The organism is Magnetovibrio sp., assembly GCF_036568125.1.
Lineage (GTDB): Bacteria > Pseudomonadota > Alphaproteobacteria > Rhodospirillales > Magnetovibrionaceae > Magnetovibrio.
The window spans coordinates 140,304-155,694 of record NZ_DATCTF010000014.1; the positions used below are offsets into that span (position 1 = coordinate 140,304).

Sequence of the window (15,391 nt, forward strand, 5' to 3'; positions counted from 1 at the left end):
GATCAGAAAAATGGAATAATGGACGAGTGGAATTCCAATGACTTTTGTCCACTTGACGGGGCTATCCATGTCCGATCGCGAACTCATAAACACCCCTCAAATTTCCCCGACACCGCCTTGGCATGCCCAAGCTAGTTCGGATGTATTCTCCACCCTCGACAGTTCAGCCGAGGGCTTGAGCTCCTCCCAGGTGAGCGAACGCCTGGAACGCTATGGCCCCAACACTTTGGCCGAAGTGAAGCCCAAAGGGCCGCTGATGCGGTTTTTGGCGCAATTTCACAACATGCTGATCTACGTTTTGCTGGCCGCCGCCGCAACCACGGCGGTGCTGGAGCATTGGATCGACACCTCGGTGATCGTCGGGGTGGTGGTGATCAACGCGGTCATCGGTTTCATTCAAGAAGGCAAGGCCGAAGACGCGCTGCGCGCCATCCGCAACATGCTGTCGCCTCAAGCCATGGCGCTGCGCGACGGGCACCGCGCCACCGTCGACGCCGCCCAATTGGTGCCGGGCGACGTGGTGATGTTGCAATCGGGCGACCGGGTTCCAGCCGATTTGCGGCTGTTTCGGGTCAAAGGGCTGAACATTCAAGAAGCGGTGCTGACCGGTGAATCCGTACCTGTCGGCAAAAGCGTCGCCGCGTTGGCGGAACATACCGTTTTGGCCGACCGCCTGTGCATGGCCCATTCCGGTACTTTGGTGACGTCTGGGCAAGGGGCGGGGGTGGTGATCGCCACCGGTTCGGCGACCGAAATCGGGCGCATCAGCACCTTGGTCGCGGGGGTCGAGCAACTAACCACGCCGCTGCTGAGCAAAATGTCGGTGTTCGGCCGCTGGCTGACCGGCGCGATCTTGCTGATCGCCTTTGCGACGTTCGCGTTCGGCGTGCTGGTGCAGGGCTACACCCCGACACAGATGTTCCTGGCCGCGGTCGGCTTGGCGGTGGCGGCGATCCCCGAGGGCTTGCCCGCGATCATGACCATCACTTTGGCCATCGGGGTGCAGCGCATGGCGGTGCGCAACGCCATCGTGCGCCGCTTGCCCGCGGTCGAGACTTTGGGCGAGGTCAACGTCATCTGTTCCGACAAGACCGGCACCCTGACGCGCAACGAAATGACCGTGCGCACCATCGTCACCGCAGAGCGGACGTTTGAGCTGTCGGGCACCGGCTACGACCCCCACGGCAGCTTTCAAATCGACGGTGCGGACGTGTTCGTCGGCGATCTGGACGTTTTGCAAGAGGCGGTGGGCGCCGCGATGCTGTGCAACGACGCCGAACTGGAACAGCGCGAAGGCGAATGGCGGGTCCATGGCGACCCCATGGAAGGGGCGCTGCTGATCGCCGGGATCAAGGCCGGGAAGGAGCCTGAGACCCTGGCCAAGCTGTTGCCGCGCACCGACCTGATCCCGTTTGAATCGGGCCACAAGTTCATGGCCACCTTGCACCACGACCACACCGGCGCGGCCTTTATCTTTCAAAAAGGCGCCCCGGAACGGGTCTTGTCGATGTGCGCGAGCGTGCGCACCGATGCGGGCGAAGCGCCGTTGGACCATGCGAAATGGCACAGCCTCACCGAAACCTTGGCGGCGCGCGGCCAGCGGGTGTTAGCGGTGGCGACCAAACCCGGCCAAAGTCACGATATGGAACTGGATTTCCAAGATGTCGAAGGCGGCTTGGTGCTGTTGGGCCTGTTCGGTTTCATCGACCCGCCGCGCGAAGAGGCGATCACCGCCGTGCAAGCCTGCCAAAGCGCGGGCATCAATATCAAAATGATCACCGGCGATCACCGCGCCACGGCGTCCGCGATTGCCCGCCAGTTGGGTTTGCACAATCCCGATATGGCGTTGACAGGTTTGGATTTGGAAGCCCTCGACGACGACGCGTTGCGCGAACGGCTCAACGACATCAATGTCTTCGCCCGCGTCAGCCCCGAAGACAAGCTGCGCCTGGTCAGTTTGTTGCAAGACCGCGGCTTGACCGTCGCCATGACCGGCGATGGGGTCAACGACGCCCCGGCGCTCAAACGCGCCGATGTCGGCATCGCCATGGGCAACAAAGGCACCGAAGCGGCCAAGGAAGCCGCCGAAATGGTGCTGGCGGACGACAACTTCGCCTCCATCGCGTACGCTGTGGAGGAGGGCCGCACCGTTTACGACAACATCCGCAAGTCGATCTTGTTCATCCTCCCCACCAACGGCGGCGAGGCGCTGACCATCATCGCCGCCGTGCTGCTCGGTTATCAAGAGCTGCCTTTGACGGCACTGCAGATTTTGTGGGTCAACATGATCACGGCGGTGACTTTGGCGCTGTCGTTGGCGTTCGAGCCGCCGGAACGCGACGTCATGAAGCGTCCGCCCCGACACCGCGACGAAGCGGTGTTGTCGCCGATGTTCCTGTGGCGCATCGCGTTTGTCTCCGTCGTCTTGCTGATTGGCACCTTCGGCCTGTACTTGTGGGAGACGGAGCAGGGCGCGAGCTTGGAACGCGCCCGAACAATCGCCGTCAACACACTGATATATTTCGAAATATTCTATCTGTTCAATTCGCGTTACATCACCGCGCCGGTACTGAACGGGCACGGCCTGTTCGGCAATAAATACGTCCTGATCGCGGTCGCCTTGCTGGTGCTGTTTCAGATCGGCTTTACCTATCTCACGCCGTTCCAAACCCTATTCGGCACCACCGCCATCGGCTGGATGGATTGGCTGCGCATCGTCGCGGTGTCGTCCACGGTGCTGTTCCTGGTGGAAATCGAAAAAGCGCTGTTTCGCAAGAACCACACCAAGAAAAAACCTAAGGTGCATCGTCCATGATGCGCCGCCATTCCTCGGCGCACGCGACGTAGCGTTGATGCTCGGCCTTGTATTGGGGATCGCCTGCGGTCAGTGCCGCGAACGCCTCCATCACCGGTGCTTGTTGGGCGGCGAGGGCATGGATGTCGACCCCGCCCAAACGCGGCAAAAGGGTCGAGAAATTCACGATCACGTGCCCGCCTTGTGGGCGTAACGCCATCTTTTCCAATTCCATGCGCAGGCTCGGCAGGCTGTCGAGCATCAGCTGCGCGAACGGGCGCAGGATTTCCGCATCCTTCTCCAACGCGGTGCGCTCGTCTTCGAACGCGGCGCGCTCGACGATTTTCTTGTCGCGGTAAAGCACCGGCGCGGCGGTGGAGATGTCGCATTCCCAACCCGGCGCCGGGATCAACAGGTCGGTCTGATCGCTTTCGGCGCGGCTGCCCGAAAGCGGCATGGTGCGGCAGCGCTGCGGTTTGGTGTCATGAACGGCACAGAGCCCATCTTCGCGCAAGGCTGGGCAGGGGGTGTTCGAAGGCACGTATGACATCGCCGTCAGCCGCACGGCGGCCTGTTTTCTGTTCTTGAGCTTGATGGTGAACCCCAACCGGGCGGTCAAATCGAACGATTTCCCGCCTTGGCGCACCGGCGTCCAGAGCAAAAACAAGGGAAACCGGTCGGCATGGCGCAAAGCATCGTCCAGGGACAAGGGCAGCCAGCCCTGGCAGCATTTACCGCACGCGGTGCATTCGAAATGGCGTTCCATGCTTCGTCCCTTGGCGGTAAACTCTCGTCTGGACGAGTAAATCCGCAAAACTCATGAGATAGAGCCAGACTACATGCCCAAGCCGTTCTCAATCAAAGACTTTGCGACAAATGCGCGGCTACGCTGGGCCGTTTTGGCGCTGGTACTGTCCGTCGTGGTGCTGATCGTCTTCATCGACTGCCTGCAGACCGAAAACACCCGCTGCGCCGCCATCAGCGGCATCGTGGGCGTGATGAGTCTGTGCGTCGCCACATGGCACGGCTTGATCTACATCGCGCAGCGTCGGGGTGGGTATTGAGGCGCGCCTTAGCTCAGCCCGCGCCACAGCATTTCTTGTATTTTTTGCCAGAACCGCAGGGGCAGGGATCGTTGCGCCCGACCTTATCGACGCGACGCGGCTCGATCTGCGGGTTGATTTTACCGTCCACATACATCCATTCACCGTTTTCGCGGCGAAATTCGCCACGTTCACGGTGCGCATGCAGCTTGCCGTTCTCTTCGAACCGGGCGGTGAAGGTCACGGTGCCGGTCTCGTCATCGACACCGCCGTCGGTGGTTTCGATGATTTCCAAGCCCACCCAGGTGGTGTTTTTGGACTGCGCTTCGGCGGCGGACTTGTTGTACGTGGCGCGCGCCTCGGACGCATGGGTGTTGGCGACATGATCGAAATTGCCCTCGACGTGGGCGGTGTAACGCGAACGCATCAAGGCTTCCGCCGTCTCGGCTTTTTTCGCGCCGCTCAAAATCGGACCGCAGCAGTCGTCGTAGTTTTTACCGGAATTGCATGGGCAGGCGTCGTTCACGGACATGTCGGATACTTTCGATCAAGGAAAAGAAGAAGAGATATGCATCTCCGACATTCTATACCTGCAAACCTCCCGCTAGGGCAATGGCGACACCACGGTTTGCGCCGTTTTTCCAGATCGGCTTTATGGTCACGAAGATAGATCGAGAACGTGTTTTTTGTGGACCTTGAATCAGTTAACGCAGGCGAAACTTTTGTCGTGACCTTCCATAGGCCATACATCATTATGAGTGTGAGGTTTCACCATCCCACACCCACTGCTTTATGAGCGGTTACATGTCGATTGAAACGCAAATAATCACAACCGCGTTTGTCCTTTTCTCCATTGTTGGTGCTGCCGCAATAAGTATGGGGACGCTTGTTAAGAGCAATTGGCTGCTATTTGCGACCTGGGCGTTTCTGGTGAGCGCGCTCATGATTTTGACAAGCTTTGCTGTTGGTAGCTGGATTTGGGCAATTGCCTTTGCTGTCGCAATGTTTGCCGCTATCGCTGCAATCACATACTTGGTTGTGAAGAAGGGCGCTTAAGACAGCATTTTTGCTGAAAAGCTGGAGGCTCATGCGCACCCCCCAACCTGTTGTTTAACGGCCTTATCGCGCACGTTGCCGGTAGACTTTGGACCTACGGCTTGAGCGTAATTTTCGTTCTGCTCTCCGTTGTTTGGGCCTTTAAATCGAAAACTTTCAGGAGGCTCTTTAGTGAGTTCTTTCTCTAAGGATTGAGAACCAGAAACACCGCTGTATGACGCAAGCGCATTTTCGCCTGACGGCGAAGTAGCATCAGCTTTAGGAGCGCTGTGCTTTTCAGGGGCGGGGGCAAACGCCAACGCCGGAGCGTGGGGAAAGGTTTAAAAGAGGCGGGCCGAAGGCGGGATGTATAACCCGAGGCTGCGACACCGCGCTCCCAAAGTCACGCAGAGGCTACGACCTCCCTACGTGCGAAACAAGTTGGGGAACTAGAAACAAGTTGGGGAACTAACAGCATGCCAGCATTCATTGACTACATCACGATATTTGCATTCTTTTGGGTAATATCTGCCATTTCCTGCATAACAGCAGCCTTTGCTTTCAATGTAGTAATGCGATTTTTTGATAAAAATCAGCGTTTGACTTATGGGTTCGCCCACTGGCTTGGTGCAGCGACATTTATGTCTGCCACATGGGTGTACGTAGGATCTGCTGGCAATGAGGATTGGGTAAGTGCAATATTTTTTGCAGCCATCATGTACGCAATGATCTATCTCTACGTAGCGACTTTTCGGCTGCCCAAAATACCGGAATAAATGCGCACACAGCATAATCATGCCTGTACCCAGGGTGCTCTCATTTAGACATTGCGAACCTCCCGGAGAGAGGCATCAACTAGGTGGGGGATGTTCTCGTGAACAGAACGAGAAACCGGAACAACGTCCCAATCATTATCGCATAATGTATATTATGGAAAATTATATTATGCGTTTAATTCCAATATACTGACCTGCATATATCATCATTAAGTTTAGTGCCGTATGCCGTGCCCGGTTTGAAGTATCAGCAAGCTGCGCACGCACTGAACACGCGCCCCTCTCGATGGACTTCAGATGTCGATGGTGAGACCGTCATAGGCCATGAAGACGTTTTTCGGCAGGCGTTGCTGCACCGTCTCGTAATCCAAACCGAAACTCAGGTGCGTTAGATAGGCGCGTTCGGGGCCCACCCTTTCGATCCATTCCAGGGCGCGATCGATGTGCAGATGGGTCGGGTGCGGCTTGTCGGTGAAGGTACCGAGCATCCACACCTTGATCCCCTTCAACAGATCGAAGCCGTCTTCATGCATGGCGATCAAATCGGTCGAATAGGCAAAATCGCCAAAGCGCAGACCGAAGGTGTTCATATAGGCATGATCTTGCTCGATCGCGGTCACACGGAGCCCGGCCGCATCGAACGTGTCGCCATGGCCGAATTCATGCGCCACCAAGGTGGCCTTGTAAAACATCGTCGCTTCCGGATCCAAAGGCTCCAGAACATAGGGAAACCGGGCCCGGATGGCCGCGATGGTCGCCCCGTCCGCATAAGCCGAAATGGATCGGTTCATCAACCGGTTGATGCCGCGCAGATCGTCGATGCCATGCAGATGATCGGCATGGGCATGGGTGTAGACGACGCTGTCTATGTGTTTGATTTGATGACGTAATAGCTGCTCGCGCAGATCCGGTGAGGTGTCCACCAGGACGGTTGTTTCAGCGTCTTCAACCAAGATCGAGGGCCGTGTGCGGCGGTTTTTCGGGTTGTTGGGATCGCATTTGCCCCAGCCCGCCTCGATCGAGGGCGTGCCGGTGCTGGATCCTGAGCCGAGAACCGTGACGCGCACTAAGCTTCCCCCTTGTGCTGATCGGGACGTTGCGCTTTGGTGAACAAGCGATAGAAGTTATCGGTCGTCGCGCGTTCCAACTCATCAAAGCTTATCTGTTTGATTTCTGCTAACTTTTCAGCGGTATAGCGGGTGTATGCAGGTTCGTTGGGCTTGCCGCGAAACGGCACCGGGGCCAAATAGGGCGCGTCGGTTTCGACCAGCAAGCGCTCAACCGGCACGTCCTTGACCGCTTCGCGGACGTTTTCGGCCTTGTTGAAGGTGACGATACCGGAGACGGAGATATAAAGGCCCATCTCGACGGCCGCGGCGGCAAACGCGGCGGAGGCGCTGAAACAGTGGATCAAACCCGGAAACGCGCCCTTTTTCATCTCATCGGCGAGAATGTCGAGGGTGTCGTCGTCGGCGTCGCGGGTGTGCACGATCAACGGCAGTTGCATCCGCCGGGCGGCTTCGATGTGGATGCGAAAGCTCTGTTGCTGTTCGGGGCGCGGGCTGCGCTCATAGAAGTAATCGAGACCGGTTTCTCCAAACCCGACCACTTTGGGGTGTTCGGCCAGGCGCAGCAGCTCGTCGAGCGCCACCATATCGCCCCCAGCTGATTCGCGGCCCGCTTCGTGCGGGTGCACGCCGACGGTGCAGTAGATGTTGTCTTGGGCCTCGGCCACCGCCAACACGCCAGGAAAGCGGCTGAGTTCGGTGCCGATGGTCAACATCGCGCCGACCCCTGCTGCGCCCGCACGCTGGACCACCGCGTCGAGGTCGGCGAATTCGGGGTAATCGAGGTGACAATGACTATCGACGAGCATGGCTAGAGCCTACTTCCCCTCACCCGCTTCCGCTTCCACGTAACGCGGGAACACCCCTTCGGGCGTCGGCAACGCGGTGCCGGGCACCAGGGCGTGACCTTCGCCGATGAAATCGAAGCTGCGGTGTTCGTGCGACACCACCAACAGGTCGAGCATCTTTTCCATCGCCTGGGGCATGAACGGCTGCAACACCAAGGCGATGTGGCGGATGCTTTCGGCGAGCACGTACAAAACCGTTTCCATGCGCGCGGGGTCTTCTTTTTTGAGCTTCCACGGCGCTTGGCGATCGACGTAGCCGTTGCCGGCGCGCACCACCACCCACACATCTTCGAGCGCCAGATTGAAGGCCTGTACATCCATATGTTCGCGCACCTTGTCGATGACGTCGCGCGCGGCGTTGAGCATGCCCAGGTCGTCTTCGGTGAAGTCGCCGTGTTGGGGCACCGCGCCGCCACAGTTCTTGCCCACCATCGACAACACCCGCTGCGCCAAATTGCCCAAATCGTTGGCCAGTTCGCTGTTCATGCGCCCGACCATGGCGGCATGGGAAAAATCGCCGTCGTTGCCGAACGGCACTTCGCGCATCAGGAAATAGCGCACCGCATCCAGGCCATAGGTTTCCACCAGTTCGATGGGGTCGATGACGTTGCCCGTGGATTTGGAAATTTTTTGGCCTTCGTTGGTCCACCAGCCGTGGGCGAACACGCGCTTGGGCGGCTCAATCCCCGCCGCCATCAAAAACGCCGGCCAATAGACCGCGTGAAAGCGCAAGATGTCCTTGCCGACCATGTGCAGATCGGCGGGCCAGTAGGTCTGAAACTCGCCGTGCTGTTCGTCGGGGAAGCCGACCGCGGTGATGTAGTTGGTCAGCGCATCGAGCCACACATACATAATGTGTTCGTCGTCGCCCGGCACCGGCACGCCCCACTTGAACGTGGTGCGCGATACTGAGAGGTCAAGCAAACCGCCTTCGACGAAGCTGATGACTTCGTTGCGGCGGGTCTTGGGCAGGATGAAATCGGGGTTTTCGTCGTAGAATTTCAACAACCGCTCACCCCAGGCCGACAGCTTGAAGAAATAGCTGGCTTCTTCCACCCATTCGACCGGCGCGCCGGTGGGCGCGACGAAGTTTCCGTCCGCGCCCTTGCTCAGTTCTGATTCCGCGTAGAAGGCCTCGTCACGGACCGAATACCAACCGGCGTATTTATCCAGGTAGATTTCGCCGCGATCCTTCAAGCGTTTCCACAGCTCTTGAACCGAGATGCGGTGGCGTTCCTCGGTGGTGCGGATGAAGTCGTCGTTGGAGAAATTCATGGTGCCAAGCAGATCGCGAAAGCGCTGCGACACTTGGTCGGTGAAGGCCTGCGGGTCGATGCCTTTGTCCTGGGCCGACTTTTCGACCTTTTGGCCGTGCTCGTCGGTGCCGGTCAGGAATTTGACGTCGTAACCGTCCAAGCGCTTGAAACGTGCCAACACGTCGCACGCCAGCGTGGTGTACGCATGGCCGATATGGGGAATGTCGTTGACGTAGTAGATCGGCGTCGTGACGTAATAGCGTTTAGCACCGGCCATCGCTTAACTCTTTCTATTCAGTACCTTTTAACATTTTAGCGCGCGGCTTGAACGGTGCTTTCGATCCCCAGAAAGGCATCCAGGACGATTTGCTTCTTATCCAAATTCAAGCCGTCGACGCGCGCCACCAAGTGATTGATCTTTTCCCACACTAAGAACCAGCGATCAAGGCTTGCCTGGGACGCCAGCCCCGCCATAAACAACGCTTCGTCGTCCGCAGCGCCCGATGTGGCGGGCGTTTTGCCCGCGGCGGTAAGCACCATGCGTTCCAACCACCAGCGCAACAGGCTGGTGACGGTGCGAAAGGCATCGTCGGCGCCGGCCCGCGCCACCTTGTCGGCCAACGCGTGCAACGCTTGGACGTCGAGCCTGGGCAGGGTGTGAAGCAATGCCAGCAATTCGGCGTAAAGTTCCAGACCGCCCTCTTCCACCAGCCCTAAGGCGTGACCGATGGAACCGTCCGACAGCACCGCCAGACGCTCGGCGTCCTCATGGCTGACATCCGGCGCGTAGGTGCGCACCAAACCGGTGAGCAGATCGGAACTCAACGGGCGCAGTTTCAAGGTCCGGCAGCGCGAGCGGATGGTCGGCAGCAACCGTCCGGGATTGTGGCTGACCAAGATCAGCAGCGCGTTCTTAGGCGGTTCTTCCAAAACCTTGAGCACCGCGTTGGCGGAGTTGGGGTTCATTTCGTCGGCGCTGTCGATGACCACCACCCGCCAGCCGCCTTCGGCCGGGGTGAGGCGCAAAAACGACCCCACTTCACGGACGCTGTCGACGTCGATGACGGTTTTCAGTTTTCCGGTCTTTTCGTTGATGCGCCGTTCGATCACCAACATATCGGCGTGACCGCCGGCGACGATGCGGCGGTAGACCAGGCTGTCGGCCTCGACCTGCAAACTGGTCGGATCGACGGCAGGCAAGGCATCGCCGAACAGGCTGGGTCCGCTATCCTTTTTGCCGTTGGCCAAAACGAAGCGCGCGAAACGATGCGCCAGGGTCGCCTTGCCGATACCCTTGGGTCCGGTGATCAGCCAGGCGTGATGCAGACGACCGGAATTGTAGCTGTCCAGCAGCGTGCGTTCGGCCTCGTCATGGCCTTGCAATTGAGTGTTTTCGATCGGCCGCGGCGGCCAGTTTTCAAGATCGAAATCGTCCATCAGATGTCATCCATCACAGGTCGATCCCCAGCTTGCTGGCGACGGCGTCGTGCACAGCCATCGCCACCGCGCCGATATCGCCGGTGGCGTCGATCACTTCACAGCGCGCCGGATGCTTTCTGGCGATTTCCAAAAAACCCTCGCGCAGACGATTGTGGAAATCCAGTCCCATGCGCTCGTAACGGTCTTCGCCCTCGCCGCGTATCCCGGCGCGTTCCAACCCGGCTTCGACCGGCAGGTCGAAGATCAACGTCAGGTCGGGGTTCGTTTCGCCGACCACCAGACGGTGCAGGCGGCGTATGATCTCGCGGTCCATGCCGTGGCCGTAACCTTGATAGGCCATGGTGGAATCGGCAAACCGGTCGCAGATCACCCACGTTCCGGCGTCCAACGCGGGCAAGATGACTTTTTGCAGGTGTTCGTAACGCGCGGCGTAATTGAGCAGCGCTTCGCTCAGCGGTTCCCAGCGATTGGTCGCGCCGTTGACCAGCAGATTGCGGATTTCTTCGCCGCCCGGCGAACCGCCGGGTTCGCGGGTGGTCAGCACGGTGCGCCCGGACGCTTCAAGCGCGTCCTTGAGCAGCGCGATCTGCGTGGATTTCCCCGCGCCCTCGCCCCCCTCCAGCGTGATGAACCGGCCCCGCGTCATCGCCTACGTCCTTTATATGTCAGCGCGACCCGCCGCCCCACAAGATGTAATCGAGCGCCGCACCCAAGCGGCCCACCAGGCCTAGTTGCTCGACGCTCTCACCCGCCAAAAGCGGGATCTCGACGGGCGTCACGTCGGGCGCGGTGATGGACAGCATGGCGACGCGTTGGCCCTTTTGCAACGGTGCGGGAATTGGGCCCTCGAAGGTTACCTTCACCTTCATGCCTTGGCGCGCGCGTTTGGGCAGGGTCAGGGTCAGGTCGTTTTCGATGACCAGCGGCACGCTGGCTTTTTGCCCCAGCCACACATTGGCGTCTGTGACCACGTCGCCGGCCTTAAATAAAGGATAGTTGCCGAATTCACGAAAGCCCCATTCAAGCAAACGTTCCGATTCCGTCGAGCGCATTTTCTTCGACGACAAACCGTTGACCACCAACACCAAACGACGATCGTCGCGTTTGGCCGACGCGGTCAGACCGTAGCCGCTTTCCTCGGTGTGGCCGGTCTTCAATCCGTCAGCGCCCATATCTTTGTAAATCAATGGGTTACGGTTAGATTGCTTGATCCCGTTGAAGACGAAACTTTGTTCGGAATAGTAGTGATAATATTCGGGAAACCGTTCCACGGTGAGCTGCGCGAGGCGCGCCAAATCGTGCGCGGTGACGCGGTGTTCGGGGTCCGGCCAGCCGGTGGAATTCTTAAACGTCGATCCGGTCATGCCCAACTCGTAGGCCTTCTTGGTCATATCCGCGGCGAAGGCTTCTTCGCTGCCCGACAGGGCCTCGGCGATCACGATGCACGCGTCGTTACCCGACTGGACGATGATGCCGCGGATCAGATCTTCGACCCGCACGCGCATGCTGGGTTCCAAGAACATCGTCGAACCGCCGGTTTTGGCCCCGCCTTTGCGCCAGGCGTTTTCCGAAACGTAGAATTTGTCGTCCAAGGACAACCGCCCGTCCTGCAAGCGTTCGAACACCATGTACAACGTCATTAACTTGCTCATCGACGCGGGCGCCATGGCGGTGTCGCCATTCTTGTCCAGCAACACGGTTCCGGTCGTGGTGTCGACCATGAAAACGTGGCTGGCGGGCGTGTCCAAAGCCCACACAGATTGGACATGGACCGCACCGCTCAGCAAGGTTGCGGCCAAAACGGATCGAAAAATACGGCGAGACAAAAGCATAAGGAACGTCTAACAGCTCAAATGGATGGGAATCGGCTCAACTTTACGCGCCCAGCACCGCCAGGGCTACCCCCCTATAGTCGGGAATCTTGCCAACAGTGTGGCGCTCAATTGGTCGCGGTGCTGTCGACCACCGTGCGCGCGCCGCTGTAACCCGCATCGATGATTTGCGGCAACAAGGCATCGGCTTCCGCCACGGTGGTCAGCGGCCCGATGCGCACGCGATAAAAGTCGCGGCCGTTGACCGACACCGGCGTCACGCGGGCATCGCCGATGGTGGCCAAATGCTGCTTCACGCGTTCTGCATTGCTTGCATTGGAAAAAGCCCCGGCCTGAATGAAAAGCCGTGTCGGCGACACCGCGACTTGGGCGACTTCACCAACCTTTACAGGACGTTGGGCTTCGGTTACGGGCGCATCGACCAGCGGCGCCTGTTCGACCTTGGCCATTTCAATGGGCGCGGATTCGACACTTTGTCGCGGCGGCACATATAGCTTGGAATTCATTTTCATCTGCGGCGGTTCGGGCAGCGTCTGGCTGGCGACGGGTTGCGAGCTCACCCCCTCGGCCTTGATCGGCGTATCGGCGGCCAGCAATTGCGTGCCACCCGCTTTGGCGCGCTGGGCCAGGATGCGGCTTTCCTGAGGCAGGATTTGCACCCGCACCTGGGCGGTGCCGGATTTTTCGATATCCAGCAACTGTGCCGCGCGGCGCGACAGATCGATGATGCGGCCGGGCTTGAACGGCCCGCGATCGTTGATGCGCACCACCAAGGAGCGGCCATTGACCAGATTGGTGACCCGCACCACCGATGGCATCGGCAAGGTCTTGTGCGCGGCCGAGACTTCCCACTGATCGAAAATCTCGCCGTTGGCGGTGCGTTTGCCGTCGAAATTGGGACCGTACCACGACGCGATGCCGGTGCGGTCGTACGACATGTCTTCGCTGGGATAGTACCAAATGCCCCCGACCTGATAGGGCTTGCCGACTTTATAATCGCCTTGGGACTTGTTGGTTTCGCCCAGGCGCTTGGCCGTGTGCATGACGAATTTGGTTTCCGCACACGCCGCCAGCAGTCCGGCGCTCACCGCAACAAGGCTCAATTTGTAAATCAGGCGCATGAAGGTCTCTCAAGCCGAATGTATTCTTTCGGCTCAACTTTTACATGCCAGTGCTTTCGGAAGTGTAAACGTCCTGTGCCTACAGGCCTTTTTTCACCCGTTCCAACAGCTCCACAGACGGATGGCCGTCGGGCACCAGACCGGTCGCGCGTTGAAAATCGCGGATCGCCTCGCGGCTTTTCGGCCCCACCACGCCGTCCACGCCGCCGGTATCAAACCCCAACGCGCTCAGGCGTTGTTGAAGCTCCATGCCTTCCGCGTGGCTCAGCCCCCGCCCCCCTGCGGGACCTAAGGTGGTGAACGCAGGCAGCCCAATGATGCGGTCGGCCAGTTGACCGACGGCCAAGGCGTAGAAAATCGACCGGTTCCACACCATCACGGTGCGGAAGTTCTTGTAGACCAAGAACGCCGGGCCGTTCGCGCCCGCCGGTGCGACGATGGACGCCGTCATCACGACGTTGGTGGGGACCGGCAGATTGCCGCCGCCGACCTTGCGCACGCCCAACGCTTGCCATTCGGGCAAGGTCTTGCGCACCTTCATGTCGGCCATGTTGAAATCGAAGCCCTTGGGCAACACCACTTCGCGACCCCAGATCTCGTCGCCCTTCCAGCCCGATTTGGTGAGGAAGTTGGCCGCCGAGGCATAGGCGTCGCCTTGATTGCCCCAAATGTCGATCTTGCCGTCGCCGTCGTAGTCGGTGGCGTAGGCATCGAACGTGGTGGGGATGAACTGAAAATGCCCCATGGCCCCCGCCCACGAACCTTTCATGCGTTCCGCCGTGATGTGGCCTTGGTCGATGATTTTCAGCGCGGTGAGCAACTGTTCGCGGAAAAACGCGCTGCGCCGCCCGTCGTGAGCCAAGGTCGCCAACGCCGCGATGGTCGAAAAATAACCCTCCGCCAGGCGCCCGAAGTCCGTTTCCAAGCCCCAAAACGCCACCAAAAAGCGTGGCTGGATTCCGTATTTATCGCCGATTTCGGTCAGCAATTTGACGTTTTCGGCAAGCTTTTGCTTACCCTTTTCGATGCGCTGGCCGTTGACCAGTTTTTCCATGTACTTGCGAAACGTCCAGGTGAATTCCGGCTGACGGCGGTCCAGTTCGATCACACGGGGGATCGGCTCCAATCCGGTCAGCGCCGCGTCCAAGGTGGCCGCGGAAATGCCTTTGGCGAGGGCTTCGGCACGCAATTCCACCAGCCATTCGTCGAACGGTTGCTGTTGCCCCGTGGGATCGGTTTCGGCGTGAACGGCAAGCGGTGCGCTCAAAACGAAGATGGCGAGGATCGAAAATAACAGCCTGCGCATGGGTGTGGTGCCCCCGGTTGGAGAATCTCTAGTTGCTCACTTGTGCCACAGCGTCCCCGGCAGGGAAAGGACCGGGAAACGGCTCGTCGATTTTGCCGCGCAACCATGAAAAAGCCAGCCCCGCCCATTCGTACAGCGCCTCATTGGCAAACCCCAACCCACCGGGCCAGGTGGGCGCCCACGTTTGCGGTTCACCCGGCAAGGTCAGATAATCAGTCGGATGGGCCAACACGGTCCATCCCGCCTTGCGGAACAAACCCACCGCACGCGGCATATGGCGCGCCGATGTGATCAGCACCCAGGGCTGGTCGCCCGGCTGCAGTTGACGATAGCTCATCAGCGCGCCCTCTTCAGTGTTGCGCGAACGATCTTCGAACCACACTTTAGTGGTGTCCAGGCCGGTTTCGCGCAAGAACCGCTCAGCCACTTCGGCCTCGGACGGCTTGCGATCGAACAACCGCCCCTGCCCCCCGACGTAAACCAGTTTGGCTTCGGGATGGGCACGGGCCAAACGCATGAATTCGGTCAGCCGCTCGATGTTGCCGCCCACCGCGACCTGATCGCGCTCGCGGGTCATGACCGTGTTCACGGACCCCGCCAACACCAAGATGCCCGCAACGGAACCGGGATAATCGCGCACCGTGGAAAAGCGGTCTTCCAGTTTGTTCACTGCCCAAACGCCGACGGGAAATATCGCGAAAACGATGTAATTGAGCAGCACGAAACCCAGCAGCACCCGTCCCTTACCGGCCCAATGGCGTGACAGCATCAGAAGCAAGCTCAGCAGCAGCCCGGCGATGAACAGCGAAACCGGATTGAGAGCGAACGCAAGGATCCTGGTCAGCACGAATGTCAGCGATGAGACGTCCAAGG

At 59.3% G+C, this 15,391-nt stretch carries 15 protein-coding genes; 4 read left to right on the plus strand and 11 right to left on the minus strand.

Features of this window, described 5'->3' with window-relative positions:
- The first annotated feature begins 67 nt into the window (after positions 1 to 67).
- The gene (locus tag VIN96_RS12415; RefSeq protein WP_331896545.1) at positions 68 to 2,815 is read left to right on the plus strand and encodes a cation-transporting P-type ATPase; all 2,748 of its coding nucleotides are present in this window, start codon (positions 68 to 70) and stop codon (positions 2,813 to 2,815) included.
- Here VIN96_RS12415 and VIN96_RS12420 read toward each other — a convergent pair.
- Positions 2,796 to 3,560, minus strand: a complete 765-nt coding sequence (locus VIN96_RS12420) for a YkgJ family cysteine cluster protein (RefSeq protein WP_331896546.1) — start codon at positions 3,558 to 3,560, stop codon at positions 2,796 to 2,798. The genes VIN96_RS12415 and VIN96_RS12420 overlap by 20 nt on opposite strands.
- A 73-nt stretch (positions 3,561 to 3,633) precedes the next feature.
- Between VIN96_RS12420 and VIN96_RS12425 the strand changes: the two genes are divergently transcribed.
- On the plus strand, positions 3,634 to 3,858 hold the full coding sequence (locus tag VIN96_RS12425) for a hypothetical protein (protein WP_331896547.1): 225 nt from the start codon (positions 3,634 to 3,636) through the stop codon (positions 3,856 to 3,858).
- A 13-nt stretch (positions 3,859 to 3,871) separates the two neighbouring features.
- Here VIN96_RS12425 and VIN96_RS12430 read toward each other — a convergent pair whose 3' ends face one another.
- Positions 3,872 to 4,369, minus strand: coding sequence for a YchJ family protein (locus VIN96_RS12430; RefSeq protein WP_331896548.1), 498 nt, complete (start codon positions 4,367 to 4,369; stop codon positions 3,872 to 3,874).
- Between the two features lie 272 nt (positions 4,370 to 4,641).
- On the opposite strand from VIN96_RS12430, the gene VIN96_RS12435 reads away from it, so the two are divergent.
- Both VIN96_RS12435 and VIN96_RS12440 read left to right on the plus strand, forming a co-directional pair.
- Complete coding sequence (locus VIN96_RS12435; protein ID WP_331896549.1) at positions 4,642 to 4,893, plus strand: hypothetical protein; 252 nt, start codon at positions 4,642 to 4,644, stop codon at positions 4,891 to 4,893.
- Between the two features lie 455 nt (positions 4,894 to 5,348).
- Positions 5,349 to 5,648: a hypothetical protein gene (locus VIN96_RS12440; RefSeq protein WP_331896550.1), complete on the plus strand. Its 300-nt coding sequence runs from the start codon at positions 5,349 to 5,351 to the stop codon at positions 5,646 to 5,648.
- 293 nt (positions 5,649 to 5,941) lie between these two features.
- Here VIN96_RS12440 and VIN96_RS12445 read toward each other — a convergent pair whose 3' ends face one another.
- The 9 genes from VIN96_RS12445 to VIN96_RS12485 form a co-directional block, all read right to left on the minus strand.
- On the minus strand, positions 5,942 to 6,715 hold the full coding sequence (locus VIN96_RS12445) for an MBL fold metallo-hydrolase (protein ID WP_331896551.1): 774 nt from the start codon (positions 6,713 to 6,715) through the stop codon (positions 5,942 to 5,944).
- A complete protein-coding gene (locus VIN96_RS12450; protein ID WP_331896552.1) occupies positions 6,715 to 7,524 on the minus strand; it encodes a TatD family hydrolase in 810 nt (269 codons plus the stop codon). Before VIN96_RS12450 ends, VIN96_RS12445 begins: the two co-directional genes overlap by 1 nt.
- 9 nt (positions 7,525 to 7,533) lie before the next feature.
- Entirely contained in the window at positions 7,534 to 9,096 is a 1,563-nt protein-coding gene (metG, locus tag VIN96_RS12455) for a methionine--tRNA ligase (protein ID WP_331896553.1), read from the minus strand.
- A gap of 35 nt (positions 9,097 to 9,131) precedes the next feature.
- The gene (locus VIN96_RS12460; protein WP_331896554.1) at positions 9,132 to 10,256 is read right to left on the minus strand and encodes a DNA polymerase III subunit delta'; all 1,125 of its coding nucleotides are present in this window, start codon (positions 10,254 to 10,256) and stop codon (positions 9,132 to 9,134) included.
- A 13-nt stretch (positions 10,257 to 10,269) separates the two neighbouring features.
- Entirely contained in the window at positions 10,270 to 10,905 is a 636-nt protein-coding gene (gene tmk, locus VIN96_RS12465) for a dTMP kinase (RefSeq protein WP_331896555.1), read from the minus strand.
- A 19-nt stretch (positions 10,906 to 10,924) separates the two neighbouring features.
- On the minus strand, positions 10,925 to 12,091 hold the full coding sequence (locus tag VIN96_RS12470) for a D-alanyl-D-alanine carboxypeptidase family protein (protein WP_331896556.1): 1,167 nt from the start codon (positions 12,089 to 12,091) through the stop codon (positions 10,925 to 10,927).
- 107 nt (positions 12,092 to 12,198) lie between these two features.
- A complete protein-coding gene (locus tag VIN96_RS12475) occupies positions 12,199 to 13,212 on the minus strand; it encodes a septal ring lytic transglycosylase RlpA family protein (protein WP_331896557.1) in 1,014 nt (337 codons plus the stop codon).
- A 79-nt stretch (positions 13,213 to 13,291) separates the two neighbouring features.
- On the minus strand, positions 13,292 to 14,518 hold the full coding sequence (locus tag VIN96_RS12480) for a lytic murein transglycosylase (protein ID WP_331896558.1): 1,227 nt from the start codon (positions 14,516 to 14,518) through the stop codon (positions 13,292 to 13,294).
- Between the two features lie 28 nt (positions 14,519 to 14,546).
- Complete coding sequence (locus VIN96_RS12485) at positions 14,547 to 15,389, minus strand: YdcF family protein (protein WP_331896559.1); 843 nt, start codon at positions 15,387 to 15,389, stop codon at positions 14,547 to 14,549.
- Positions 15,390 to 15,391: the final 2 nt, after the last annotated feature.